This is a genomic window from Microbacterium sp. JZ37, from assembly GCF_035188445.1.
GTDB classification, from domain to species: Bacteria; Actinomycetota; Actinomycetes; order Actinomycetales; family Microbacteriaceae; genus Microbacterium; species Microbacterium barkeri.
In genome coordinates, this window is sequence record NZ_CP045253.1 from 2,723,073 (window position 1) to 2,748,707 (window position 25,635).

Consider the following 25,635-nt stretch of genomic DNA (forward strand, 5'->3'; position numbering starts at 1 on the left):
CGTGCGTCCTGAGCCCGCACCATCCGGACATGCGAAACGGGCCGAACGTCCCCCGGCGTTCGACCCGTCTCCTCTCGGTCAGGTCCGCTGCGCGCCATCCCCCGTGCCCGGCTCCCCCACCGGACGCAGGTGCCTGCCCCTTCAGGCGGCGCGCGACAGGTTCCGGCGCTGCACGGGCGCCGACTCCGCCATGAGCTCGGTCACATCGAGCCCGCGGTTCGAGTTCGCCGCCTCGACGAGCTGCACGAGCAGCTCCCGGTCGAGCCGGCCATCCGTCTCGTCTTCGAGGACGATGCGGATCGGGATCGCGGAGTTCACCCACACCGTCTCGCGCGAGCCATCCGCCGCGCGGCAGGTGAGGGAGAACGACTCCCCGCGCCGCAGCTTGGTGATGACGACGGCCTGGACGTGCGCCAGGAGCCGGTCCTCGATCTCGATCGCCTGGTCGCTCGTGCCGTAGAAGATCCTGCCCATGACGTGCCCCCTCGTTCGCCGACCTGTGAGCGTCTGCCCACACTTCGGAGGTTACTAGACATGGAAGCGATTAGCCAAGTTAACTTTTCGTTTCAGAACGGGAGCCGCTCGGTCGGAGCGTCCTGGGGGTCGCGCCAGGCGGGCTGCTCGAAGATCCGCGTCGCCGGGTCGGGCTCCCGCTGTGTCACGCGCTGCTGCGGAAGCGGATGCTGCCGGGCGCGGATGATCTCGGCGTCGCGCTCCCAGATGGCGCGGGCAATGATGCGCCGGTCGCGCGCATAGATCATGGCGCGCATCGTCATCGCGAAGAGGAGGCCGATGTAGCCGCCGGTCGTGTTCGCGAAGACGTCGAGGATGCTCGAGACGCGCGACTCGAGGGCCGTCGCCTGCGTGAACTCGATGAAGCCGGAGTAACCGGGCACGAGGAACAGCGCGAGCCACCATCCGCGCCGCGGCAGCGCGAGACCGAGGAAGAAGCCGAGAGGCACGAACATGCCGATGTTCGCCGTGAACTCGAGCTCGTCGAAGCCGAACGACTCGGGCACGCCGAAGCGGTACAGCACGTTCAGCACGCGGTCGGCGATCCCGCCGAACTCGAGGTCGCTCGGGTTCGGCCAGAGTGTGACGAGAGCGACGAAGCCCGCGTAGACGAGAAGAAGGAGCGTGGCGACCCACAGGCGAGCGCGGCTGCGGGGCGGCTTCGGTCCGAGGACGTCGGTCATGCGGTGCCTCCTCTGGAGCAGATGATGCCCTCGACGATAGGCGGTGTCACCTGGCAATCATCGGTGCCTCGGGTAACGGTTGGGTGACCGGGGTGGGTGGCCGCGTTGTGTCCGATGGGTTATTTTCAGAAAGTGGTGAATTTGACGAAGCGGCTCGAGAGAGGGGACGCGCAGCTCGCGTACGAGGACGCCGGCAGCGGAGAGCAGGCCGTCGTCTTGCTCCACGGGGCGGGCCTCGACCACACGATGTTCGACGACCAGGCTGCCGCGCTGATCGAGCGCGGTTTCCGCGTCATCGTCTGCGATCTGCGCGGGCACGGGGAATCCGCGATGAAGGCGGGCATGCGCTTCGCCGCGCAGGACGCGCTGCGGGATCTCGACGCTCTTCTCTCGGCCTGCGGTCATCCGTCACCGGTGCTCGTGGGGCATTCGCTCGGCGGCAACCTCGCCCAGGCCTTCACGCGCGCGCACCCTGATCGCGTGAGCGGTCTGATCGTGCTCGGGTCGACGTGGAACACCGGCCCTCTGTCCGCGATGGAGCGGCTCGGCCTCCGACTCGCGGCGCCGGCGCTCGCGGCGATGCCGGCGCGGACCATGGCGCGCCTCATGGCGCGTGCGTCGGCTGTGCGGCCGGAGGCGGTGACTCGAGCCGAGTCGGTGTTCGCACGGATGCCCAAGCGCGTCTTCCTCGACGTCTGGCGGGCGACGACCTCGTTCGTGCAGCCGGATCCCACCTACCTCTCCCCCGTGCCGCTCGCCCTCGTGCGCGGCGCGGAGGATCGAACGGGGAACATCGCGTCGGCGATGGCGCGGTGGGCGGCGGCCGAGGGCGTGCGCGAACGGGTCATCCCCGGCGCCGGGCATATCCTCACCTGGGATGCGCCCGCGGAGACGTCTCGCACGCTGTGCGAGATCCTCGACGAGTGGCGTGCCGCGGAGCCCGGCCGCGCAGGGCGCCGCTGATGAGCGCGGACCGCGAGCAGTTCATCGACGCGATGGGCGACAGACTCGCCACGTGGAACCTCCCTCGCGCAACCGGCCGGGTCTACGGCTATCTCCTGCTCCAGGATGAGCCGTCCCGCGCAGAGGAGCTGCGCGCCGAGCTCTCGCTCAGTGCGGGAGCCGTGAGCACCGCCGTCCGCGAGCTCGTGGCGTGGGGGCTCGCCCGGACCATCCCCCAGCCCGGCAGCCGGCGCCTCCTCATCGAGGCGACGGGCGGATTCGAGAGCCTGCTCGCGGCGAGCCATGAGCGCGCACGCGCGTTCATCCGCACGCTGCAGGCCGCCGAGAGCCTCACCGAGACACCCGAGACTGCTGGCCGACTGCGCGACGTGACCGAGCTGTTCACGTCGTACGTCGAGGCGGGCGAGCACGTGCTGCGTGCACGAGCTCGCCGCGCGACCTAGAACTCCTCGTACTCGGCGGGGTCCTGGTCGGCGAGTCGGCCATCCGGGCGCCCGAGCGCCGTGATCGCCGCGATGTCGTCCTCGTCGAGCTCCACCTCGAGGGCGCCGAGGTTCTCGATCTGCCGCTCGTCACTCGCCGCCTTCGGGATCGGGATCGACACCCGCGCGATCGCCCATGCGAGCACCGTCTGGCCGGGTGTCGCGCCGTGCTTGCGGGCGATGTCGACGATGACCTCGTTCTCGAGGAGATCGTTGCCGCGCCCGAGCGGGCTCCAGGCCTCGGTGAGGATGCCGTGCTCCGCATCGAACCGCAGCAGCTCCTCCTGCGGGAAGTACGGGTGCATCTCGATCTGGTTCACCTCGGGAAGCACGCCGGTCTCGCGCTCGAGCCGCTCGAGGTGCTCGGGCAGGAAGTTGCACACCCCGATCGCCTTCACGAGCCCACGCTCGCGCGCCTCGATGAGCGCCTCCCACGCCTCGACGTACCGGTCGGTCTTCGGATTGGGCCAGTGGATGAGATAGAGGTCGAGATCGCCGAGGCCCGACCGGAACACGCTCTCCTCGATCGTCTCGAGCGCCTCGTCGTACGCGTGGTGCCGGCCTGGGAGCTTCGAAGTGACGATCACCTCGTCGCGATCGATCCCGGCCCGCCGCACACCCGCGCCGACCGTGCCCTCGTTCTCGTAGTTGAAGGCCGAGTCGATGAGCCGGTAGCCCTTCTCGATCGCGCGCGCGACGCCATCCGCGCCATCCGATCCCTTGAGGCGGTAGGTGCCGAATCCGAGGACGGGCAGCTCGAGCCCGCCGTGTGCAGTCCAGGTGGGGATGGTCATGCGTCTTTCCTAGACGGCGACGGCGGATGGCGCGAGCGGCTTGACACCGCGAGTGGACGTCGCGGAAGGTCTTGCGACTCGGTCGGCGAGCTTCGCCTGCCGGTCGTTGAGCGAGGGAGCGCCAGCGACCGAGCCGAAACGCCCCGGCCGACCCTCGAAAGGTCACCACGTTTCGACTCGCTCCGCTCGCTCAACGACCGGAAGGCGCCCATCCGCTCGTGCGACGACCGGAAGGGGCCATCCGCTCACCCCCGGTCGTTGAGCGAGGGAGCGCCAGCGACCGAGACGAAACGACGCGACCGCGCCTCGAAAGGTCACCACGTTTCGACTCGCTCCGCTCGCTCAACGACCGGGCAGGGGCCATCCGCTCACCCCCGGTCGTTGAGCGAGGGAGCGCCAGCGACCGAGACGAAACGACGCGACCGCGCCTCGAAAGGTCACCACGTTTCGACTCGCTCCGCTCGCTCAACGACCGGGCAGGGGCCATCCGCTCACCCCCGGTCGTTGAGCGAGGGAGCGCCAGCGACCGAGACGAAACGCCCCGGGCGTGCTTCGAAAGGTCACCGCGTTTCGACTCGCTCCGCTCGCTCAACGACCGGGCCAGGGCCATCCGCTCGTGCGACGACCGGAAGGGGCCATCCGCTCGTGCGACGACCGGAAGGGGCCATCCGCTCGCCCCCCGGTCGTTGAGCGAGGGAGCGCCAGCGACCGAGACGAAACGCCCCGGCCGTGCCTCGAAAGGTCACCGCGTTTCGACTCGCTCCGCTCGCTCAACGACCGGGCAGGGGCCATCCGCTCGTGCGACGACCGGAAGGGGCCATCCGCTCGTGCAATGCCCGCACGTGGACGCGACAGAACCCCGGACACACGAAAGCGGGGCCGCCCCGAAGGGCGACCCCGCTGACGAAGCAGGTTCGGAAGAACTTACTTGATGATCTTGGTCACCGTGCCGGCGCCGACGGTGCGGCCACCCTCACGGATCGCGAAGCCGAGGCCCTCTTCCATGGCGATGGGCTGGATGAGCTCCACCGTCATGTCCGTGGTGTCGCCGGGCATGACCATCTCGGTGCCCTCAGGCAGCGTGATGACGCCGGTGACGTCCGTGGTGCGGAAGTAGAACTGCGGGCGGTAGTTCGTGTAGAAGGGGTTGTGACGGCCACCCTCGTCCTTCGAGAGGATGTACGCGGTGCCCTCGAAGTTGGTGTGAGGGGTGACCGAGCCCGGCTTCACGACGACCTGGCCGCGCTCGACGTCCTCGCGCTTGAGGCCACGGAGGAGAAGACCGCAGTTCTCGCCGGCCCACGCCTCGTCGAGCTGCTTGTGGAACATCTCGATACCCGTGACCGTGGTCTTCTGCGTCGGGCGGATGCCGACGATCTCGACCTCGGAGTTGATGGCGAGCGTGCCACGCTCGGCGCGGCCCGTGACGACGGTGCCACGACCGGTGATCGTGAAGACGTCCTCGATGGGCATGAGGAACGGCTTGTCCTTGTCACGCACCGGGTCCGGGATGGACTCGTCGACGGCCTCCATGAGGTCGAGGATCGACTGCGTCCACTTCTCGTCGCCCTCGAGAGCCTTGAGGCCCGAGACGCGGACGACGGGAGCGTTGTCGCCGTCGAAGTCCTGCGACGAGAGGAGCTCGCGGACCTCGAGCTCGACGAGCTCCAGGATCTCCTCGTCGTCGACCATGTCGGCCTTGTTCAGCGCGACGAGCAGGTAGGGAACGCCGACCTGCTTGGCGAGCAGAACGTGCTCACGGGTCTGAGCCATGGGACCGTCGGTCGCGGCGACCACGAGGATCGCGCCGTCCATCTGGGCGGCACCGGTGATCATGTTCTTGATGTAGTCGGCGTGACCCGGGGCGTCGACGTGAGCGTAGTGACGCTTCGGCGTCTCGTACTCGACGTGCGAGATGTTGATCGTGATGCCGCGCTGGCGCTCCTCAGGAGCGGAGTCGATCGACGAGAAGTCGCGCTGCACGTTGGTCGCCGACGGGAACTTGTCAGCGAGCACCTTCGAGATCGCCGCGGTGAGCGTCGTCTTGCCGTGGTCGACGTGACCGATCGTTCCGATGTTCACGTGCGGCTTGGTGCGCTCGAACTTGGCCTTAGCCACTGGGTCCTCCTCAGGACGGTCGTGCAGAGATCACGGTCGCCGGATTGCGACCGGGCCTCTACGGGGATGTTTCACAGTCTAGTAGAGACTCGTTATGAAGTTTTGAGGTGCCGGGGCCGGCCACGCAGCCGGCCCCGGCGAGCCATGAGGCTCGGGCGAATTACTCGCCCTTGCCCTTCTGGATGATCTCGTCGGCGACAGCCTTCGGGACCTCGGCGTAGCTGTCGAACTCCATCGAGTAGACAGCACGGCCCGACGTCTTCGAACGCAGGTCGCCGATGTAGCCGAACATGCTCGAGAGCGGGACGAGGGCCTTGACGACCTTCACACCCTGAGCGTCCTCCATCGACTGGACCTGACCACGACGCGAGTTCAGGTCGCCGATGACGTCGCCCATGTACTCCTCGGGCGTACGGACCTCGACGGCCATGAGCGGCTCGAGGATGACCGGGTTCGCCTTGCGGACGGCCTCCTTGAAGCCCATCGAACCGGCGATCTTGAACGCCATCTCCGAGGAGTCGACGTCGTGCGATGCGCCGTCCACGAGGGTCGCCTTGACGCCGACCATCGGGTAGCCGGCGAGCACGCCGGTGTTCATCGCGTCCTGGAAGCCCTGGTTCGTCGGCTCGATGTACTCGCGCGGGATGCGGCCACCGGTGACCTCGTTGACGAACTCGTAGGTCTTGTCGGCGGTCACCTCGAGCGGCTCCAGCTTGAACTGGATCTTCGCGAACTGACCCGAGCCACCGGTCTGCTTCTTGTGCGTGTAGTCGTGACGCTCGACGACCTTGCGGATCGTCTCGCGGTACGCCACCTGCGGCTTGCCGACGTTGGCCTCGACCTTGAACTCGCGCTTCATGCGGTCCACGAGGATGTCGAGGTGCAGCTCGCCCATGCCCTTGACGACGGTCTGACCGGTCTCGGCGTTGTTCTCGACGCGGAACGTCGGGTCCTCTTCCGCGAGCTTCTGGATCGCGAGACCCAGCTTCTCCTGGTCGGCCTTCGTCTTGGGCTCGATCGCGACCTCGATGACCGGCTCCGGGAACGTCATCGACTCGAGGACGACCTGGTTGTTCGGGTCGCTGAGCGTGTCGCCCGTGGTCGTGTCCTTGAGGCCGATGACCGCGTAGATGTGGCCCGCGGTGACCGACTCGACCGGGTTCTCCTTGTTGGCGTGCATCTGGAAGATCTTCCCGATGCGCTCCTTCTTGCCCTTGGTCGAGTTGACGACCTGCGCACCCGACTCGAGGTGGCCCGAGTAGACGCGGATGTAGGTCAGACGGCCGAAGAACGGGTGCGAGACGACCTTGAACGCGAGAGCCGCGAAGGGCTCGTCACGGTCGGCGTGACGCTCGATGATCTTCTCTTCGTCCTTCGGGTCGTGGGCCTCGATGGCCGGCACGTCGAGGGGCGAGGGGAGGTAGTCCACGACCGCGTCGAGCATGGGCTGCACGCCGCGGTTCTTGAACGCCGATCCGCAGAGGACCGGGTAGACCTCGCTGGCGATCGTCATCTTGCGGATGGCGCCCTTGATCTCGTCGACCGTGAGCTCCTCGCCGCCGAAGTACTTCTCGAGCAGCACGTCGTCGCTCTCGGCGACGGTCTCGAGGAGCTTCTCGCGGTACTCGGCAGCCTTGTCGGCGAGGTCGGCGGGGATCTCGCCGATCTCGTACTTGGCGCCCATGGTCACGTCGCCCTTGGCGTCGCCGGGCCACGTGAGAGCGCGCATGTTGACGAGGTCGACGACGCCGACGAAGTCGTTCTCGGCACCGATGGGAAGCTGCAGCACGAGCGGCTTCGCCTTCAGGCGGTTGATGATCGTGTCGACCGTGAAGTAGAAGTCCGCGCCCAGCTTGTCCATCTTGTTGACGAAGCAGATGCGGGGGACGTTGTACTTGTCGGCCTGACGCCACACCGTCTCGGACTGGGGCTCGACGCCCTCCTTGCCGTCGAACACGGCGACCGCGCCGTCGAGGACGCGGAGCGAGCGCTCCACCTCGACGGTGAAGTCGACGTGACCGGGGGTGTCGATGATGTTGATCTGGTTCTTGTCCCAGAAGCACGTCACAGCGGCGGAGGTGATGGTGATACCACGCTCCTGCTCCTGCTCCATCCAGTCGGTGGTCGCGCCACCGTCGTGGGTCTCGCCGATCTTGTGGTTGACGCCCGTGTAGAACAGGATGCGCTCGGTCGTCGTGGTCTTACCGGCATCGATGTGCGCCATGATGCCGATGTTGCGGACCTTCTTGAGGTCGGTGAGCACGTCTTGTGCCACTTGCGTTCTTCCTTACGTGTGGAGAGGGAATGAAGCAGGAAGCCGGCCCCGGATGCCCCGGGGAGCGATCCGGGACCGGCTCGGGGCGCTTCCTACCAGCGGTAGTGCGCGAAGGCGCGGTTCGACTCGGCCATCTTGTGGGTGTCCTCGCGGCGCTTGACCGCGGCACCGAGGCCGTTCGACGCGTCGAGGATCTCGTTCATGAGACGCTCGGTCATCGTCTTCTCGCGGCGACCCTTCGCGTAGCTCACGAGCCAGCGCAGAGCGAGCGTGTTGGCACGGTGAGGCTTGACCTCGACCGGAACCTGGTACGTCGAGCCACCGACGCGGCGGCTGCGGACCTCGAGCGTCGGGCGCACGTTGTCGAGCGCCTTCTTCAGCGTGGCGACAGCGTCCTGGCCGTTCTTCGCGGCCACACCCTCGAGAGCGGTGTAGACGATGTGCTCGGCGATGGACTTCTTGCCGTCGACGAGGATCTTGTTGACCAGCTGCGTGACGATCGGGGCGCCGTAGACCGGGTCGTTGACGACGGGGCGCTTGGGGGCCGGACCCTTACGAGGCATCTAACTCAACCCTTCTTCGCGCCGTAGCGGCTGCGCGCCTGCTTACGGTTCTTGACAGCCTGGGTGTCGAGCGCACCGCGGACGATCTTGTAGCGCACACCGGGGAGGTCCTTCACACGACCACCGCGGACGAGCACGAGCGAGTGCTCCTGAAGGTTGTGACCCTCACCGGGGATGTAGGCGGTGACCTCGGTGCCGTTGCGCAGCTTCACACGGGCGACCTTGCGCATCGCCGAGTTCGGCTTCTTGGGCGTGGTCGTGTAGACGCGGGTGCAGACACCCGCCTGCTGCGGGTTCGCCTTCAGCGCCGGAGCCTTGGTCTTCGAGACCTTCGGCGTACGGCCCTTGCGAACCAACTGCTGAATAGTTGGCACGTTTCTCCTTGTTCATTGCTGCACGGTGACAGCGCGTGATGTTTCACGAAAACCCACCCCCACGCCGAAAGAGCGAGAGACTTCTGGTGGATATGCCGTGGGGGTGACCTGTTCGCAGGCCCATCCCGATCGTGGGCACGCACGCAGACGCGTGTACGCACACCCGTCCTATGATACGGGTCGCGCGACACGCGGTCAAACGGCGATCGGATGGCCGCGGCGCTGTCCGTGGTACCGCACGCGCGAAGAAGGGGCGCCCCGTCCGGGACGCCCCTTCTGCGCTATGCGCTAACTCGTGCTCAGCGCTCCGAGTTCAGCTGACGCCGACGCGCGATGAGGAGGACACCGCCGGCGACGACCGCGAGGCCGAGGCCCATGGCGATCGGAGCCGTGGCGTTGAACTCCGCGCCCGTGGGAGCGAGCTTGCCGTCCTGCTCCTGCTCGGGCTTCTGGGGCTGCTGCGGGTCCTGGGGAGCCGGGGTCGGGCTCTCCTCACCCTGCGGCTGCTCAGGCTGCTGCGGCTCCTGCGGAGCGGCCGTCACCGTGATGGTGATCACGGCGTCGGTGCTCGCCACGCCGTCGACGATCTGGCGAGCGGCGAGCTTGTGCTCGCCGACCGGCAGCTGCTCGATCTTGATCGACCAGACGTTGGCGTCGACCGTGCCCGTGCCGACGACCTTGTCGCCCACGCGGAGCTCGACCGTGGCGCCGTTCGTGCCGGTGCCGGTGATCGTCGTCGGGACCTGGCCCTCGACGTACGAGCCGCCGTCGACCGGGTTGATGAACTCCGGCGCCGCGGGAGCAGCCGCGCCGACCGTGAAGGTCACCGTGGTGCGGTCCGAGGTCTTGCCGTTGATCGTCTGCTGCGCGCTGACGGTGTACTCGCGGCGGTCGGCGAGGTCGACGCTGTGCGACCAGTTGCCGTCGGCGTCCGACGTGACCTTGGCGTTGACGTCACCCGAGAGCGTGACCTCGGTGTTCGGCGCAGCGTTGCCCGTGATCTTCGTCACCGGGTCGGTGTAGGTCTTGCCGTTCTCGGGCGAGGTGATGCCGGGAGCGGTCGGGAAGACCTGCACGTCGATCGACGTGACGTCGGACGTGTTGAAGCCGCTCGTCGAGCGGGCGTAGATCGTGTAGTCGCCGGGGGTCGCGGGGCCGGTGAGCTTCCAGTTGCCCTCGCCGTCGGCCTTCGTCTTCGCGCTGTTCTCCCAGGACGCCTTCGCGCCCTGCTTCACGAACGCGTACTCGACCTCGGCGTTCGCGCCGGCCGTGCCCGAGAGCTCGGCGTTCCACGAGATGTTCTCGCCAGAGTCGATAGAGGTGACCTTCGCCTCGGGCAGGTCGAGCTTGACCGTGTAGCCCGGCGTCGCCTCAAGCGCCGCCTTCAGGTCGGCAGCCCACATGTGCTCCTCACCGTTGAAGGTGAAGGTCGCCGAAGCGATGCCGACGGCGGTGCTGCCCTGGAGGACCGTGCCGCCCGAGTCGCCGGGGATGACCTCGGTCTGGGCCGCGAAGCCCTTGACGAGGCGACCCTCGACCTCGAGGTAGCCCTCGTACTCGAGGTAGGGGTTGATGTCGTCGGTGTCGACCGGACCCGACGAGTAGCCGGTGGTGCGACCCGACCGCTGGATCGTCTGTCCGAACTCTGCCTCGCCAACGCCCGTGATCTTCGTCGCGAGCGACGCGGACAGGTCGTCGGTGTTCTCCCAGTTCGTCATGCCGGGGATGAGCGCGAGCGCGTCGTTCGTGACATCGATCGCCGCGACGTCGGTCGCGTTGCCGGGCTCGCCGGCGGTGTTGCCCGCGCCACCGAACTGGGTGAACGCTTCGGTGCCCAGCTCGTGGGTGACCGAGATCGTGGAGTTGTCCTCCGCGCCGCCGCCGGCCGTGTCGCCCTTGGGGTCCGTGAGGAACACGCGGTCGAATGCGCCGTCGCTGGTGCAGTGTCCAGCAGTGAGCACGGCGGGCTTGCCGTCAGGGGTCCAGGCGGGGAAGCCCACCGAGCAGAGCCCGCCGTCCTGGCCGTCCGAGGTGAGGAAGATGCCCGCGCCGCCGACGACATCCGTCGAAGCGGTGGGCTTCGCGAGCTCGTCTGCCGAGACCGGTACCACCTCGACGTTCTCGTACGCCTTGGCAATCTCTGCGGCGACCGCCGAAGCGTCGAACTTCGCCGAGGCGGAGTCCGCGCCCTCCTCGAGGCGCTGGACGATGATGTTGCCATCGCCGTCATGGAGAACGCCCGTGACGGCCTCGTCCTTGAAGAGCTCGAGAGCCAGCGTCTTGAACGCGTCGCCCTCCGTCGGCGCGACCGCGCCCTCAGCGGCGGTCGCCGACGTCGCGGCGACACCGCCGAACGCCAGCGCCGATGCGACGCCCAGCGCTCCCAGACGCGCGACGCGCGTAATTGAAGACTTCAAACCCAGTCCCCCAGATCTCGTTTGTGCGAACTTCTCGGAACAGGGGTCCAGGCCTGGTTCGGCCCACAGCCCCCGGAAGCTTGGGTCTCTCGGGAGAGACACAGCGAACCCAGAGTATCCGCACACCTACTATGAAACGCAAGTCCACATTCGCCGACATGAACGGGGGACGACATGGTCAGGAAGCGGATCACGGCCGCAGCGGCGATGATGCTCGCGGGATTCGCGCTCGCCGGCTGCGCGTCGAACGCGACCAGCGGAGAAGGGGTGGAAGACGTGAACTCGGTTGTCGGAACCTGGCAGAGCAGCGAGGAGAACGAGCCGTACCTGACCTTCTCGGAGGACGGGAAATTCCAGGGAAACGACGGGTGCAACGGCATCGGCGGCCGCTACGAGCAGGACGGCGACACCGTCACCGTGACGTTCGCGGCGAGCACGCTGAGGGCCTGCCCCGGGGTCGACACATGGCTCTCGAAGGTCAAGACGATCACGGTCGGAGAGACCACTCTCGAGGTCTTCGACAAGACCGGCGAGCCCCTCGGATCGCTCGCTCGCGAGAGCTGATTCGACGATTTCGATGGGCACAACTGCCCACCGAAATGGACACATCCCCGTCTCCTCGGAGGCGGGGATGTCGCGTTTCAGGGGGTCTTGCCCGGCCCGGAGAGGAAGTCGTCGGGCCCGAACGGCGTGTCGAGGGAGCGCGTCAGCTCGGCCAGCATGGCCTCGACCTGAGGCTCGACGAACTCCACGATCGCGGCCTGGATCCGCAGTCGGTGCCCCAGGAGCAGCGAGCAGATCTCGCGCCCGACGAGGTTCGCATACTCGTCAGCCAGACCGACCTCGCGGCGGAGAGCCTCCTTGGCCTCGTCGGAGAGCGGCGGCAGGCTCGGCACCTCGGCGTCGGCCTCGCTCGCGAGCCCCTCGATCGTGAAGAGGAACGGCGCGCCCGGCACGGGATCCGGGTCGAGCGGCAGCCCCTCGTACTCGGGGGCGAGGTCCTCCCCCGGACGATACGAGCGCGCCTGATTCCGCGCCGCCTGCTGGTCGAGCTCGAGCTGGAGAAGCGGCAGGTTCCGCGCGGTGTACTCGGCGACCGCGAGGTCGACGATCTTCTTCATGCGGGTCGAGAGGCCGTGCTGGACGCCGTGCGGGACATCCGATCCGACCCCCGCGGCGGAGAGCACGGGCGAGCCGAAGCAGCGGCGGCAGGGCGCGGATCGACCGCGGTGCGTCGCCGGCTGCCAGCGCGGCAGCCAGCGGAGCCAGGCATCCACCGCCTGCGCCACCTGCGAGTCGAGCGCGCGCTCCATGATCACAGGGTATGACGCCCGGGCTCTCGCGGTGCGGACTCTCGGCTACTCGTCGTCATCGTGGCGCTCCCACGGCCAGAGGGGGCGCCGCGCGCGCGTGCGCCGCACGGCGATCGCGCCCCAGGCCGCGACCGCCGCGGCGCCGGCGATGACCGGCACCGGCCATCCGATCGTCACGTCGGCGACCGCGGCCGTCGCCGACGCGATGCCCGCGCCGAACGCGAGCGCGAGCAGCCAGAGCGCCGCGCCGTAGGCCGCGGCGGACGCGAACAGCACCCCGATCACGCGGACGAAGGTCGGATGAGGGATGCGCAGCGCGGGCCACAGCGCGAGGCCGAACACCGCGATGCTCACGACGACCGCGAGAGCGGCCGGGACGATCCCGATGCCCGGGGTCTCGATGACATCGCTGCCCGTGAGGAGGCTGCCGAAGCCGAGCCCGCAGACGACGAGCGCGCCGTCGGCAGCGACAGCGAAGGCGAGGAGCGTCCCTGCGGGAAGCCCCTCGCCTTCGCGAAGAGGTGCGGTCACTGCGAGAGCTGCGGACCTGCCTCGAGCGTGCGCTCGTACTCGGCCTGAGCCTCGGCGTTCTGCGCCGTGACCTTGGCGCCGCGGCGGGCGGCCCAGGCTCCGAACCAGATCGTGATCTCGCGGCCGAGGATGAACGCGACGATCGCGACCGGCGACAGCAGGCTCTCGGCGACGAGCTCCGACCCCTGCGACGGCGTGAGCATCCAGAACGGGGCCTGGAACAGCTGGCCGAGGAGGTGCCCGCCGTAGGAGATCACGCCCACGAGGAGGCCGAAGATGACCCACTTGCCCCAGCGGGCGCGGTTCACGAGGGCGCCGAGCAGCCAGAAGCCGAGCCAGAACACGACCACGGGAACCCAGAACTCGAAGCTCGTGAGGAGCGCGACGGCGGGCTCGGCGATGGTCGAGAGCTCGGCCTCGCCGGCGAGCAGGCGCCAGCCGAGGGTCGCGGCGAAGTAGAGGATGGCGAAGACGATCGCGGCGACGAGGCCGATGAGGCCGGCCGCGCCGCGGTTGCCGCGGACCTTCGGCGGCTCGGGCGCCTGCACGAAGATCGGCTGGGGTGCGACCGGGGCAGCCGTCGTCTGCGGCTCGACCACGGGCTCCGATGCCGTGACCGCCGGCTCCGAGGCCGAGAACGTCTCGGTCTTGGCCGGCTCGAACCACGGGTCGTTCCGCTTGTCCTGCGCGTCGGCGGCACCCGCTGCTGCGACGCCCGCGGCCGTGGGCCCTGCGGCTCCCGGCGCGGAGAAGGAGTCGCTCGCGTCCGCGTTGCGGCGCTCGAACTCCTCGAGCTCGGCGGCCAGGGCCGCGTAGTCGGGCTCGCCGTCGTGGTCGTTGTCGACCGGCGGGATGTGCGTGGACGCGGGTGCATCGGCGGGAGCGTCCGCGACGGGCGCATCGGCGGCCGTGGCGTCGTCCTCGGGAGCGGCCGGCATGTGGAGCTCGTCCGACGACGCCGCCGGGATGGCCGCGTCGGCAGGCCCTGCCTCGGAGTCGGCCACCGGAGCCTCGCTCGACGCGGGCGCAGCGGGGGCGGGCTCCGCGGACTCCGTGAAGGTGCCCGCGACGCGCTCGTCCGAATTCGCGACCTCAGCGCTCTCCGCGCCCTGGCCATCCGCGGGCGACCACGCGTCGGCCGCGCGGGCGTCGTCGTTCTCGGGCACGGCGGTCTCGGGCGCGTCGGCGGGTGCCGACTCCTCGATGGGATCGCCGTTGCGCGGTCCGCCGTTCGAACCCTGGGCGTCGCTCATCAGAAGCACTCCTCACGACGGGGACTCTCCCCTGCCCGCGAGAATACCTACGCGGCGCGGCGTGTCGCCGGAGCCTCGCCGCGGAATGTCGGGCTCTACGGGCGTGTCGGCGTGATCGAGCGGAGCCAGTCGAAGAAGAAGTCGACCGCCGCGACGACCCAGTCGCCGACGATGTGCAGCGACGGGAACGCGACCCACAGGATCGCGCCGATGATCCCCACGATGAGCAGCCCCGCGATCCACGTGGCTGCGAGATTGCGTCCCCCGATCGCCATGGCACCAGGGTAGAGCCCGCACCCGGCCCCCGCGCGCGACACGCGTCTGCCGGGAGTGCCATCCGGCCCCGGACGACGAAGGAGGCCCCGGGGCGAACCCCGGGGCCTCCTCAATGCTTCACAGCCGGATCAGTTGTACGTCCCGGGCGTGAAGTCGTCGGTCGAGAACGCGTCGAAGTCGACGAACGAGTAGTCGCCCTCGGCGTAGGCGCCGTCCGACGCGAAGATGCGGTTGGGGTACCGCTCGCTCTTCGCCTCCTCCGTCGCCTCGACCACGACATCGCGGTACTTCGACAGGCCCGTCCCCGCGGGGATGAGCTTTCCGATGATGACGTTCTCCTTGAGACCGATCAGCGGGTCGCGCTTGCCCTGCATGGCGGCCTCGGTGAGCACGCGCGTCGTCTCCTGGAACGACGCGGCCGACAGCCACGACTCCGTCGCGAGCGACGCCTTCGTGATACCCATCAGCTCGGGACGACCCGACGCGGGGCGCTTGCCCTCGGCGATCGCCGCGCGGTTGATGTCCTGGTAGCGGCGCATGTCGACCATCTCGCCCGGCAGCAGGTCGGTCTCGCCGTGGTCGACCACGGTGACCTTCCGCAGCATCTGGCGCACGATGACCTCGATGTGCTTGTCGTGGATCGGCACACCCTGCGAGCGGTACACGCCCTGCACGCCGCCGACGAGGTACTTCTGCACCTCGCGGGCGCCCTGCACGCGCATGATCTCCTTCGGGTCGAGCGTGCCGACCTGAAGCGGGTCGCCGACCTTGACGTGCTGGCCGTCCTCGACGAGAAGCGTCGCGCGCTTCAGCACCGGGTAGACGTGCGGCTCGTCGCCGTTGTCGGGCGTGAGGATGACCTTCTTCTGCTTCTCGGTCTCCTCGATCGTGATGCGGCCATCCGCCTCCGCGATGGGCGAAGCGCCCTTCGGGGTGCGGGCCTCGAACAGCTCCTGCACGCGGGGAAGACCCTGCGTGATGTCGTCTGCCGACGCCGATCCACCGGTGTGGAACGTGCGCATCGTGAGCTGCGTGCCGGGCTCGCCGATCGACTGGGCCGCGATGATGCCGACGGCCTCGCCGATGTCGACCAGGTTGCCGGTCGCGAGCGAGCGGCCGTAGCAGCGGGCGCAGACGCCGACCGCCGAGTCGCACGTGAGCACCGAGCGCACCTTGATCGAGGTGACGCCCGACTCCACGAGCTGGTCGATCAGCACGTCGCCGACGTCCTGGCCGGCCTGCGCGAGGACGGTGCCGTCCTCCCCGACCACGTCGACCGCGAGGCTGCGCGCGAACACCGAGTTCTCGACGTTCGCGTCGCGCACGAGCACGCCCGACGCGTCGGCAGCGGCGATCGGGTACTCGAGGCCCTTCGACGTGCCGCAGTCCTCCTCGCGGATGATGACATCCTGCGAGACGTCGACGAGACGACGCGTGAGGTAGCCCGAGTCGGCCGTACGGAGAGCCGTGTCGGCGAGACCCTTGCGGGCACCGTGCGTGGCGATGAAGTACTCCGCCACCGACAGACCCTCGCGGTACGACGAGATGATCGGGCGGGGGATGATCTCGCCCTTCGGGTTGTTCACCAGACCGCGGATACCCGCGATGTTCCGGATCTGCAGCCAGTTACCACGGGCACCCGACGACACCATGCGGTTGATGGTGTTGTCGGCCGGGAAGTTGGCGCGCATCTCCTTCTGGATCTCGTCCGTCGCCTCGGTCCAGATGCGGACCAGCTCGGTGCGGCGCTCCTCGTCGGTCGTGAGGCCCTTCTCGTACTGAGCGGTGACCTTCGCGGCCTGCTGCTCGTAGCGCGCGACGATCTCGGCCTTGTTCGGCGGCGTGAGCACGTCGCTGAGCGCGACCGTGACACCCGAGCGCGTGGCCCAGTAGAAGCCCGCGTCCTTGATCTTGTCGAGCGTCTCCGCCACGACGACCTTCGGGTACTCCTCGGCCAGCTTGTTCACGATCTGCGAGAGCTTGCCCTTGTCGGCCTGCTCGCGCACGAAGGGGTAGCCCTTCGGCAGCTGGTCGTTGAAGATCGCCTGGCCGAGCGAGGTGTCGACGAGGCCGTGCTTGTCGTAGCCCTCCGGAGCCTGGCCCTCGAGGAACTCGAGACCCGGGATGCGGATGCGGACCTTCGCCTGGAGGTCGAGCGTGCCCTCCTCCTTGGCGAGCTGCGCCTCCCACACCGAGCCGAACACGCGGCCCTCGCCGGTCGCGCCGTCCTTGAGCGTGGTCAGGTGGTGCAGGCCGATGATCATGTCCTGCGAGGGCAGGGTCACCGGACGGCCGTCCGACGGCTTCAGGATGTTGTTCGACGCGAGCATGAGGATGCGCGCCTCGGCCTGAGCCTCGACCGACAGCGGAAGGTGCACGGCCATCTGGTCGCCGTCGAAGTCGGCATTGAACGCCGCGCAGACGAGCGGGTGCAGCTGGATGGCCTTGCCCTCGACGAGCTGCGGCTCGAACGCCTGGATGCCCAGACGGTGCAGCGTGGGGGCGCGGTTCAGGAGAACCGGGCGCTCGCGGATGATCTCCTCGAGCACATCCCACACCTCGGGACGCGTGCGCTCGACCGCGCGCTTGGCGGCCTTGATGTTCTGCGAGTGACCGAGGTCGATCAGGCGCTTGATCACGAACGGCTTGAACAGCTCGAGCGCCATCTGCTTGGGCAGACCGCACTGGTGCAGCTTGAGCTGCGGGCCGACGACGATGACCGAACGGCCCGAGTAGTCGACGCGCTTTCCGAGCAGGTTCTGGCGGAAGCGACCCTGCTTGCCCTTGAGCATGTCGCTCAGGGACTTGAGGGCGCGGTTGCCGGTGCCGGTGACGGGGCGACCGCGGCGGCCGTTGTCGAACAGCGCGTCGACGGCCTCCTGCAGCATGCGCTTCTCGTTGTTCACGATGATCTCGGGAGCCCCGAGGTCGAGAAGGCGGCGCAGGCGGTTGTTGCGGTTGATCACGCGACGGTAGAGGTCGTTCAGGTCGCTCGTGGCGAAGCGGCCGCCGTCGAGCTGGACCATCGGGCGCAGCTCCGGCGGGATGACCGGGACGACGTCGAGCACCATCGCGGCCGGCGTCATGCCGGTCGAGATGAACGAGTTGACGACCTTGAGGCGCTTGATCGCACGGATCTTGCGCTGGCCCTTGCCCTCGGCGATCTGGTTGCGCAGCGACTCGGCCTCGGCCTCCAGGTCGAACTCCGCGAGGCGACGCTGGATCGCCTCGGCGCCCATGTGCGCCTCGAAGTACTGGCCGAAGCGGTCCTGGAGCTCCTGGAAGACGTCGTCCTCCGCCTTGAGCTCGCCGACCTTGAGGGAGCGGAACTCCTCCCACATCCGCTCGAGCTTGGCGATGGACTCGTCCGCGCGCTTGCGGATGGTCGCCATCTCCTTCTCGGCGGCGTCGCGGACCTTCTTCTTCTGGTCTGCCTTGGCGTCCTCGGCCTCGAGAGCCGCGAGCTCCTCCTCCAGCTTCTGGAGGCGAGCCGCGATGCGCGAGTCACGACGGTCGTTCAGGTTCTTGATCTCGAGACGCAGGTTGTTCTCGTGAGTCGGCATGTCGCGGTGACGCGCCTCCTCGTCGACCGAGATGACCATGTAGGCGGCGAAGTAGATGACCTTCTCGAGGTCCTTCGGCGCCATGTCGAGCAGGTACCCGAGGCGCGACGGAACGCCCTTGAAGTACCAGATGTGCGTCACGGGCGCGGCGAGCTCGATGTGGCCCATGCGCTCACGGCGGACGGAGCTCTTGGTGACCTCCACGCCGCAGCGCTCGCAGACGATGCCCTTGAAGCGGACGCGCTTGTACTTGCCGCAGGCGCACTCCCAGTCGCGGCTGGGACCGAAGATCTGCTCGCCGAAGAGGCCGTCCTTCTCCGGCTTCAGCGTGCGGTAGTTGATGGTCTCGGGCTTCTTGACCTCGCCGAAGGACCAGCGACGGATGTCGTCGGCGGTGGCCAGGCCGATGCGAAGCTCATCGAAAGTTGTTGCGTCGAGCACTAGTTCTCCTGTATTCGGAAATCTCTAAATCGGCTGGCCGGATCAGATCTCGTCGATCGAGGCGGACTCGAATCGGCTGGAGATGTTGATGCCGAGCTCCTCCGCAGCGCGGAAGGCCTCGTCGTCGGTGTCGCGGAGGTTGACCGCCGTGCCGTCGGACGAGAGGACCTCGACGTTCAGGCAGAGCGACTGCATCTCCTTCATGAGCACCTTGAAGGACTCGGGGATGCCGGGCTCGGGGATGTTCTCGCCCTTGACGATGGCCTCGTACACCTTGACGCGGCCGAGGATGTCGTCGGACTTGACCGTGAGGAGCTCCTGCAGCGCGTACGCGGCGCCGTAGGCCTCGAGGGCCCACACCTCCATCTCGCCGAAGCGCTGACCGCCGAACTGCGCCTTACCACCGAGCGGCTGCTGGGTGATCATCGAGTACGGGCCCGTCGAGCGCGCGTGGATCTTGTCGTCGACGAGGTGGTGCAGCTTCAGGATGTACATGTAGCCGACCGAGATCGGAGCCGGGTAGGGCTCGCCGGTGCGGCCGTCGAAGAGCTGCGCCTTGCCCGAGCGGTCGATGAGGCGGTCGCCGTCGCGCGTCGGGAGCGTCGAGTCGAGCAGACCCGCGATCTCGGACTCGTAGGCGCCGTCGAACACGGGGGTCGCGACCTTCGTGCCGGGGGCGACCTCGCGGGCGTCCTCGGGGATGTGCACGGCCCACTCGGGCTCGCCCTCGATCTTCCAGCCCTGCTTGGCGATCCAGCCGAGGTGCGTCTCGAGGACCTGGCCGAAGTTCATTCGGCCGGGGATGCCCATCGGGTTCAGCACGACGTCGAGCGGCGTTCCGTCGGCGAGGAACGGCATGTCCTCGACGGGGAGGATCTTCGCGATGACGCCCTTGTTGCCGTGACGGCCGGCGAGCTTGTCGCCCTCGGTGATCTTGCGCTTCTGGGCGATGTAGACCACGACGCGGCGGTTGACGCCCGAGCCGAGCTCGTCGTCGCCCTCCTCGGCGTTGAACTCCTTGACCGCGATGATCGTGCCCTGCTCGCCGTGCGGCACCTTGAGCGACGTGTCGCGGACCTCGCGGCTCTTCTCGTTGAAGATCGCGCGGAGCAGGCGCTCCTCGGCCGAGAGCTCGGTCTCGCCCTTGGGCGTGACCTTGCCGACGAGGATGTCGCCGGGGCGGACCTCGGCGCCGATGCGGATGATGCCGCGCTCGTCGAGGTCCTTCAGGAGCTCGGGGCTCACGTTGGGGAGGTCGCGGGTGATCTCCTCCTTGCCGAGCTTCGTGTCACGGGCGTCGACCTCGTACTCCTCGATGTGGATCGAGGTGAGGGTGTCGTCCTTCACGAGGTTCTGGCTGAGGATGATCGCGTCCTCGAAGTTGTGGCCCTCCCACGACATGAACCCGACAAGCAGGTTCTTGCCGAGCGCGAGCTCGCCGTTCTCCGTCGCCGGGCCATCCGCGATGACCTCGCCGACCTCGACGCGCTCGCCCGCGGTCACGATCGCACGCTGGTTGTAGCAGTTGCCCTGGTTCGAGCGGTCGAACTTGCGCAGGAAGTAGTCGCGGCGGCCGCCCTCGTCGAGCTGCACCGAGACGTAGTCGCTCGTGACGTCGGTGACGACGCCCGCCTTGTCGGCGATGATCGAGTCGCCCGCGTCGATGGCCGCGTAGCCCTCCATGCCGGTGCCGACCAGCGGCGACTCGGCGACGAGGAGCGGAACGGCCTGACGCTGCATGTTGGCGCCCATGAGCGCGCGGTTCGCGTCGTCGTGCTCGAGGAACGGGATGAGCGAGGTTCCGACCGACACCATCTGGCGCGGCGAGACGTCCATGTACGACACCTCGTCGGCGGGCACGAGGTCGACCTCGTTGCCGCGCTGACGCGCGAGCACGCGCTCGTCGGCGAACGTGCCGTCCTCGTTGAGGACCGCGTTGGCCTGGGCGACGTTGAAGCGCGTCTCCTCGGCGGCGGTGAGGTAGTCGATCTCGTTCGTCACGCGGCCGTCGACGACGCGGCGGTACGGCGTCTCGATGAAGCCGAACGCGTTGATGCGCGCGAACGACGCGAGCGAGCCGATGAGGCCGATGTTCGGGCCTTCCGGCGTCTCGATCGGGCACATGCGGCCGTAGTGCGACGGGTGGACGTCACGGACCTCGACGCCCGCGCGGTCGCGCGAGAGACCGCCGGGGCCCAGCGCCGACAGGCGGCGCTTGTGGGTCAGACCCGCGAGCGGGTTGTTCTGGTCCATGAACTGCGACAGCTGCGACGTTCCGAAGAACTCCTTGATCGCGGCGACGACGGGGCGCACGTTGATCAGGGTCTGCGGCGTGATCGCCTCGATGTCCTGCGTGGTCATGCGCTCGCGGACGACGCGCTCCATGCGCGACAGACCGGTGCGGACCTGGTTCTGGATGAGCTCGCCCACCGCGCGGATGCGACGGTTGCCGAAGTTGTCGATGTCGTCGACCTCGATGCGGAGGTCGACGACCTCGCCGCCCTTGCGGACGCCCTCGAAGGTCTCGTCGCCGCGGTGCAGGCGGACGAGGTACTTGATCGTCGCGACGATGTCCTCGACCGTGAGCACCGAGTCGGTGAGCGGCTTGTCGAGGCCGAGCTTCTGGTTCAGCTTGTAGCGGCCGACCTTGGCGAGGTCGTAGCGCTTCGGGTTGAAGTAGAAGTTGTCGAGCAGCGAGCGCGCTGCCTCGGCGGCGACCTGCTCGCCCGGACGCAGCTTGCGGTAGATGTCGCGGAGCGCCTCCTCCTGCGTGAGGATCGTGTCCTTCGCGAGGGTCTCCTCGATCGAGGAGATGCCGGCGAACTCGGCGAGGATGTCGTCGCTCGAGAGGCCGAGGGCCTTGAGGAACACCGTGACCGACTGCTTGCGCTTGCGGTCGATGCGGACGCCGACCTGGTCGCGCTTGTCGATCTCGAACTCGAGCCAGGCGCCGCGGCTGGGGATGACGCGCGCCGACACGATGTCCTTGTCGGACGTCTTGTCGGGGGTCTTGTCGAAGTAGACGCCGGGCGAGCGGACGAGCTGCGACACCACGACACGCTCGGTGCCGTTGATGATGAACGTGCCCTTGTCGGTCTGCAGCGGGAAGTCGCCCATGAAGACCGTCTGAGTCTTGATCTCACCGGTCTGGTGGTTCATGAACTCGGCCTCGACGTAGAGCGGGGCCGCGTAGGTCTTGCCGCGGTCCTTGCACTCCTCGATCGTGTACTTCTCGGGCTCGAGGTAGGGGTTGGTGAACGAGAGCTGCATCGTCTCGCTCAGGTCCTCGATGGGCGAGATCTCCTCGAAGATCTCGTCGAGACCGCTCCGCTCGGGCACGTCGGTGCGTCCGGCGGCCTTCGCCTCGGCGACGCGGGCCTTCCAGGCCTCGTTGCCGACGAGCCAGTCGAACGACTCGGTCTGCAGCGCCAGCAGGTCGGGGACCGTGAGCGTGTCGGAGATCTTGGCGAACGAGAGGCGGGATGCTCCGCGTCCGTTCTTCGGGGTGGTGGTGGATGCGTTGCGCGCAGCAGCCAAGGGGAAAACCTCCATGAGCCCCGCGTGCGGGGCCGCTAGATTCCTTGTCGACAGGTGAGGTGCGCTTCGGGTCTATCCTGTGATTCGCACGCCGCTATCTGCGGGGATCACGGGAGCCAGCCGACCACCATATGAAGGCATGGATGACCCATAAGAGCGCAAATCTCAAGCATAGACCCTCTGACGCGCCGTGGCAAGCGGAGTCCTTGACCTCGCTCGGACTGTCCGGTATAAATGCGCGCCCGGCGGCGCTGCGGGCCGACTCGGGAGCCGATGGCGGCGCGGGTGAGGGCGCCGGTCGCGGCGCGAGTGTCGGAGCCCCGGCGTAGCCTCGGCGGGTGACGACACTGGCCGACCCGTGCGCCTTCTGCGGAGGGCGCGAGGGCGAGCGCGTCGGCGGATGGCCGCGGTGCGGACGGTGCGGATGGATCGTCGGCGACGCTCCCGACGCGGACCTCGCCCCGCCGCGCGTCGAGGTCGTCTACTACCTCCGCTACGCCGAGCGCGTGAAGATCGGGACGTCGGCCGATCCCCGCCGCCGGCTCCGCGCCATCCGCCACGAGGAGCTGCTCGCGTTCGAGCAGGGCGGGAGGCCGGTCGAGCAGGCCCGGCATGCGCAGTTCGCGCACCTGCGCGAGGGCGGCGAGTGGTTCACGGCCGCGCCCGAGCTGCTCGCGCACATCGCCTCGCTCGCCGACGGCGATCCGTGGCACCGGTACCTGCGCTGGCTCGCCGACGCGCACCGTCCCTGACCCCGCGAGAGGCCCTGCGGCGCGAGACGCATCGCCCCGCGAGAGGATGGACGCATGGGACGCCAGCGGAGAGACGAGCGCGACGAGCCGCAGGCGCGTCTGTCGGACGGGTCGATCGCGCGGATCGCGCCGAGCGAGTTCGGCTCGGGCTGGGAGCTGATCGTCGACGGCACCCCGCAGTCGCACGTCGACCTCGACGATCCGACGCACCTGCACTTCGAGTACGTCGCGCGGATGGGCGCGGTCATCGACCAGCTGCCGCCCGGCCCGCTCACGGCCGTGCACCTCGGCGGCGGGGGCCTCACGATCCCGCGGTACATCGACGCGACGCGGCCGGGCTCGCGGCAGCAGGTCGTCGAGCTCGAGCAGGCGCTCGTCGACCTCGTCCGCGCGCAGCTCCCGCTCCCCCGCGGCGCGGCCATCCGCATCCGGATCGGCGATGCGCGCGAGGGCCTCGGACGACTCCCCTCCGCCCTGACGGGGCAGGTCGACCTGCTCGTCTCCGACGTGTACTCGGGCGCGCAGACGCCCGCGCACCTCACGACGGTCGAGTTCTACCGCGCGGCCGCCGCGCTCCTCGCGCCGCACGGCGTGCTGCTCGTCAACGTCGCGGATGGCGCGGGCCTCGCGTTCGCGCGGAGGCAGGTGGCAACCATCCGCGACGTGCTGCCGCACGTCGTCGTGCTCGCCGAGGTGCAGGTGCTCAAGGGCCGGCGCTTCGGCAACCTCGTCGTCGCGGCGTCGTCCGCACCCCTCCCGACCGAGTGGCTGCCGCGGCTCATGGCGGCCGGGCCGCACCCCGCGAAGGTCGCCGAGGGCCGCGAGATCGACGAGTTCGTGCGCGGCGCCATCCCCGCGACCGACGCGGATGCGACGGCCTCGCCCAAGCCGTCCGCGTCGCTCTTCGAGCGCTGACGCGGACGCGTTTCTTCCGATCCGCGATCGATCCGACCCGGCCCGGTGTGCCTGCCCGGCGGATGCGCGGACGCGTTGCACACTGGACAGGCGACTGCGCGGAAGGGAGTGGGAATTGAGCTACATCCACGGATACGATCCGGAGACCCTTCGTGAGGTCGTCGACCCCGCCGAGTGCCGCGAGCGCCTCGCGGAGATCGGCCCGCAGCGGAGCCTTCCCGCTCTGCTCGAGCGGGTGTGGCTGCTGAAGGTGCTCGGCGAGCTCGACGAGGCCCTCTCGATCTCGGAGCAGGCCGTCCGCGTCGCGCGGATGGCCGGAACCCGCAAGGACCTCCTGCGCGCCCGCGTGCTGCACGCGACGGTGCAGCAGTTCCGCGGCGCGTACGCGGCCGCCGAGTACGAGCTGTCGACCTGCATCGAGGAGGCCGAGGGCCAGGAGTGGGCGGGCATCGCCGCCTTCGCGCTCCAGCACCGCGGCAAGACGCGCTTCGACGCGGGCGACTTCGAGGGCGCCCGCCAGGACTTCAAGCGCGTGCTCTTCCTGCGCCAGGAGATGGGCGCCCCCGAGCAGCAGCTCGAGGCGACGATGTCGGCGATCGAGGCCGCCGAGCGCCGTCGCCCCCGCTCCGCCGTCGCGAGCTGACGGCTACCGCCGCGACACCTCCCGCCACAGCGCCGCCCAGTCCTCGGGCTGGAGATCGCGCGGGAGACGCGCCGCGTCGATGCCGCACGCCGCGAGCGCACGGCGCGCGCTGCGGCCATCCGCACCCGTCGCACGGCGCAGGATCTCGGCCATCCCCCGCCCCTGGCCGGTGAAGGCGGAGCGCACGAAGCGCTCGTAGCCGCGTCGCTCCCCAATCGGGATGAGCGGGGTCACCCGGCGCGAGATCGTCAGGATGCCGCCGTCGACGCCGGGCACCGGGCGGAAGCCCCGCGCCGGGACGCGCCCGTGCAGCGCGAAGGCGAACCACGGCGCGGCCTGCGCCGTCATGAGGGTCGCGCCGCCGACGCCCGCCCGCTTGCGCGCGACCTCCCACTGGGTGAGGAGCACGGCGTCGGTCCAGCGCCGCGCCGCGAGGAGGTGACGCAGCAGGGGCGTCGTCAGGTGGAACGGCAGGTTGCCCACGACGACGTCGGCGTCGAGCGGATGGCCGAGCGCGTCGGCGCGGACGATCCGCACACCGGGCAGGCGGCGGCGGAGCCCGCGCACCCGCGTCTCGTCGATCTCGAGCGCCGTGAGGTCGCGCGGCAGCGTGGCGAGGCGGCGGGTGAGGGCGCCGTCTCCCGCGCCGATCTCGAGCACCGAGCCGGTGGTGTCGGCGACGAGGGCGACGAGCCGGTCGATGGTGGGCTGGTGGATGAGGAAGTTCTGTCCGAGTTCATGGCGTCCGCCATGGATGGATCGGGGTCGCATGCGAGCGCTCCAGGGAAGGATTCGGAGCGCCCGGGCACGTCGGGCGTGAGCGAGGACGCGCGTCCGGGCGCGATGGCATCCGGAACGACGGCGCGGAGAAGGTCGACCTGCGAACGCGCCGTCAGGCGCGGCGGTCGCGGACGTAGACGCACGCCGTCAGCGCGCTGCACAGAGTCCCCATGCGCCCCAGTCTATGCGTGTCTCACTCTCGGCGGGAAGGACGGGCGGATGGCGGTGAGGCGTGAGACACGGGGTGTGGGGGCGTTGCGTGTCTCACTTCCGGCGGGAAAGACGGGCGGATAGCCGCGGCGGGCGAGACACGGGCGGGTGGGGGGCGTTGCGTGTCTCACTTCTGGCGGGATAAGCCGCGGGATACCCGCACCAAGTGAGACACGGGCGGTTGGGGGGCGTTGCGTGTCTCACTTCCGGCGGGAAAGACCGGCCGATACCCGCACTGA

The 25,635-nt window shown here is 68.9% G+C and carries 21 protein-coding genes; 6 read left to right on the plus strand and 15 right to left on the minus strand.

From position 1 onward, the window contains the following. Positions 1 to 141 precede the first annotated feature (141 nt). On the minus strand, positions 142 to 474 hold the full coding sequence (locus GC092_RS12650) for a DUF7882 family protein (protein WP_324012327.1): 333 nt from the start codon (positions 472 to 474) through the stop codon (positions 142 to 144). Between the two features lie 92 nt (positions 475 to 566). After that, positions 567 to 1,196, minus strand: coding sequence for a VanZ family protein (locus tag GC092_RS12655; protein WP_324012328.1), 630 nt, complete (start codon positions 1,194 to 1,196; stop codon positions 567 to 569). Positions 1,197 to 1,292: 96 nt separating this feature from the next. Here GC092_RS12655 and GC092_RS12660 point away from each other — a divergent pair, with 96 nt between their 5' ends. Continuing rightward, entirely contained in the window at positions 1,293 to 2,159 is an 867-nt protein-coding gene (locus tag GC092_RS12660; protein ID WP_324012330.1) for an alpha/beta fold hydrolase, read from the plus strand. Continuing rightward, positions 2,159 to 2,602: a GbsR/MarR family transcriptional regulator gene (locus GC092_RS12665; RefSeq protein ID WP_324012331.1), complete on the plus strand. Its 444-nt coding sequence runs from the start codon at positions 2,159 to 2,161 to the stop codon at positions 2,600 to 2,602. Before GC092_RS12660 ends, GC092_RS12665 begins: the two co-directional genes overlap by 1 nt. Here the strand turns inward: GC092_RS12665 and GC092_RS12670 are convergent. The 6 genes from GC092_RS12670 to GC092_RS12695 form a co-directional block, all read right to left on the minus strand. Beyond that, positions 2,599 to 3,435 (minus strand): aldo/keto reductase, encoded by an 837-nt coding sequence (locus GC092_RS12670; RefSeq protein ID WP_324012332.1) that lies wholly within the window; start codon positions 3,433 to 3,435, stop codon positions 2,599 to 2,601. The two genes, GC092_RS12665 and GC092_RS12670, sit on opposite strands and share 4 nt — an antisense overlap. 924 nt (positions 3,436 to 4,359) lie before the next feature. After that, entirely contained in the window at positions 4,360 to 5,553 is a 1,194-nt protein-coding gene (tuf, locus tag GC092_RS12675; RefSeq protein ID WP_271174467.1) for an elongation factor Tu, read from the minus strand. A 160-nt stretch (positions 5,554 to 5,713) separates the two neighbouring features. After that, the gene (gene fusA, locus GC092_RS12680) at positions 5,714 to 7,828 is read right to left on the minus strand and encodes an elongation factor G (protein WP_282980231.1); all 2,115 of its coding nucleotides are present in this window, start codon (positions 7,826 to 7,828) and stop codon (positions 5,714 to 5,716) included. 92 nt (positions 7,829 to 7,920) lie between these two features. Then, positions 7,921 to 8,391 carry a 30S ribosomal protein S7 gene (gene rpsG / locus GC092_RS12685; RefSeq protein WP_271174465.1) on the minus strand — a complete coding sequence of 157 codons (471 nt, stop codon included), beginning with the start codon at positions 8,389 to 8,391 and terminating at the stop codon, positions 7,921 to 7,923. 5 nt (positions 8,392 to 8,396) lie between these two features. Beyond that, positions 8,397 to 8,765 carry a 30S ribosomal protein S12 gene (gene rpsL / locus GC092_RS12690; protein WP_067194597.1) on the minus strand — a complete coding sequence of 123 codons (369 nt, stop codon included), beginning with the start codon at positions 8,763 to 8,765 and terminating at the stop codon, positions 8,397 to 8,399. A 299-nt stretch (positions 8,766 to 9,064) separates the two neighbouring features. Then, positions 9,065 to 11,182, minus strand: coding sequence for a trypsin-like serine protease (locus GC092_RS12695; protein ID WP_324012337.1), 2,118 nt, complete (start codon positions 11,180 to 11,182; stop codon positions 9,065 to 9,067). Between the two features lie 174 nt (positions 11,183 to 11,356). On the opposite strand from GC092_RS12695, the gene GC092_RS12700 reads away from it, so the two are divergent. Next, positions 11,357 to 11,746 carry an META domain-containing protein gene (locus tag GC092_RS12700; RefSeq protein WP_324012338.1) on the plus strand — a complete coding sequence of 130 codons (390 nt, stop codon included), beginning with the start codon at positions 11,357 to 11,359 and terminating at the stop codon, positions 11,744 to 11,746. A 77-nt stretch (positions 11,747 to 11,823) separates the two neighbouring features. Here GC092_RS12700 and GC092_RS12705 read toward each other — a convergent pair whose 3' ends face one another. From GC092_RS12705 to GC092_RS12730, 6 genes are all read right to left on the minus strand, one after another. Next, positions 11,824 to 12,495: a spermidine/putrescine ABC transporter substrate-binding protein gene (locus GC092_RS12705; protein ID WP_282980224.1), complete on the minus strand. Its 672-nt coding sequence runs from the start codon at positions 12,493 to 12,495 to the stop codon at positions 11,824 to 11,826. Positions 12,496 to 12,540: 45 nt separating this feature from the next. Beyond that, complete coding sequence (locus GC092_RS12710) at positions 12,541 to 13,026, minus strand: DUF6121 family protein (protein WP_324012339.1); 486 nt, start codon at positions 13,024 to 13,026, stop codon at positions 12,541 to 12,543. Continuing rightward, a complete protein-coding gene (locus GC092_RS12715; RefSeq protein ID WP_324012341.1) occupies positions 13,023 to 14,279 on the minus strand; it encodes a CvpA family protein in 1,257 nt (418 codons plus the stop codon). Before GC092_RS12715 ends, GC092_RS12710 begins: the two co-directional genes overlap by 4 nt. A gap of 95 nt (positions 14,280 to 14,374) precedes the next feature. Beyond that, a complete protein-coding gene (locus tag GC092_RS12720; protein ID WP_271174459.1) occupies positions 14,375 to 14,554 on the minus strand; it encodes a hypothetical protein in 180 nt (59 codons plus the stop codon). 129 nt (positions 14,555 to 14,683) lie between these two features. Beyond that, positions 14,684 to 18,559 carry a DNA-directed RNA polymerase subunit beta' gene (gene rpoC / locus GC092_RS12725; protein ID WP_271174458.1) on the minus strand — a complete coding sequence of 1,292 codons (3,876 nt, stop codon included), beginning with the start codon at positions 18,557 to 18,559 and terminating at the stop codon, positions 14,684 to 14,686. Between the two features lie 42 nt (positions 18,560 to 18,601). After that, on the minus strand, positions 18,602 to 22,096 hold the full coding sequence (locus tag GC092_RS12730) for a DNA-directed RNA polymerase subunit beta (protein WP_324012344.1): 3,495 nt from the start codon (positions 22,094 to 22,096) through the stop codon (positions 18,602 to 18,604). Positions 22,097 to 22,434: 338 nt separating this feature from the next. Here GC092_RS12730 and GC092_RS12735 point away from each other — a divergent pair, with 338 nt between their 5' ends. The 3 genes from GC092_RS12735 to GC092_RS12745 all read left to right on the plus strand — a co-directional run bounded on the left by GC092_RS12735 (position 22,435) and on the right by GC092_RS12745 (position 24,406). Then, on the plus strand, positions 22,435 to 22,848 hold the full coding sequence (locus tag GC092_RS12735; RefSeq protein WP_324012345.1) for a GIY-YIG nuclease family protein: 414 nt from the start codon (positions 22,435 to 22,437) through the stop codon (positions 22,846 to 22,848). A gap of 54 nt (positions 22,849 to 22,902) precedes the next feature. Then, positions 22,903 to 23,763 (plus strand): spermidine synthase, encoded by an 861-nt coding sequence (locus GC092_RS12740; protein ID WP_324012347.1) that lies wholly within the window; start codon positions 22,903 to 22,905, stop codon positions 23,761 to 23,763. A 115-nt stretch (positions 23,764 to 23,878) separates the two neighbouring features. Continuing rightward, positions 23,879 to 24,406 (plus strand): hypothetical protein, encoded by a 528-nt coding sequence (locus GC092_RS12745; RefSeq protein WP_271174454.1) that lies wholly within the window; start codon positions 23,879 to 23,881, stop codon positions 24,404 to 24,406. Between the two features lie 3 nt (positions 24,407 to 24,409). On the opposite strand, the gene erm is transcribed toward GC092_RS12745, so the two are convergent. After that, the gene (gene erm, locus GC092_RS12750; protein ID WP_324012349.1) at positions 24,410 to 25,177 is read right to left on the minus strand and encodes a 23S ribosomal RNA methyltransferase Erm; all 768 of its coding nucleotides are present in this window, start codon (positions 25,175 to 25,177) and stop codon (positions 24,410 to 24,412) included. Positions 25,178 to 25,635 lie beyond the last annotated feature (458 nt).

Bases quoted from the DNA above. Each gene is read 5' to 3' on its own strand.
- GC092_RS12665 (WP_324012331.1), top strand. From the start codon at position 2,159: ATGAGCGCGGACCGCGAGCAGTTCATCGACGCGATGGGCGACAGACTC.
- GC092_RS12705 (WP_282980224.1), bottom strand. From the start codon at position 12,495: ATGGAGCGCGCGCTCGACTCGCAGGTGGCGCAGGCGGTGGATGCCTGG.
- GC092_RS12700 (WP_324012338.1), top strand. From the start codon at position 11,357: ATGGTCAGGAAGCGGATCACGGCCGCAGCGGCGATGATGCTCGCGGGA.
- GC092_RS12715 (WP_324012341.1), bottom strand. From the start codon at position 14,279: ATGAGCGACGCCCAGGGTTCGAACGGCGGACCGCGCAACGGCGATCCC.
- GC092_RS12720 (WP_271174459.1), bottom strand. From the start codon at position 14,554: ATGGCGATCGGGGGACGCAATCTCGCAGCCACGTGGATCGCGGGGCTG.
- GC092_RS12655 (WP_324012328.1), bottom strand. From the start codon at position 1,196: ATGACCGACGTCCTCGGACCGAAGCCGCCCCGCAGCCGCGCTCGCCTG.
- rpsG (WP_271174465.1), bottom strand. From the start codon at position 8,391: ATGCCTCGTAAGGGTCCGGCCCCCAAGCGCCCCGTCGTCAACGACCCG.
- erm (WP_324012349.1), bottom strand. From the start codon at position 25,177: ATGCGACCCCGATCCATCCATGGCGGACGCCATGAACTCGGACAGAAC.
- GC092_RS12650 (WP_324012327.1), bottom strand. From the start codon at position 474: ATGGGCAGGATCTTCTACGGCACGAGCGACCAGGCGATCGAGATCGAG.
- GC092_RS12740 (WP_324012347.1), top strand. From the start codon at position 22,903: ATGGGACGCCAGCGGAGAGACGAGCGCGACGAGCCGCAGGCGCGTCTG.
- GC092_RS12670 (WP_324012332.1), bottom strand. From the start codon at position 3,435: ATGACCATCCCCACCTGGACTGCACACGGCGGGCTCGAGCTGCCCGTC.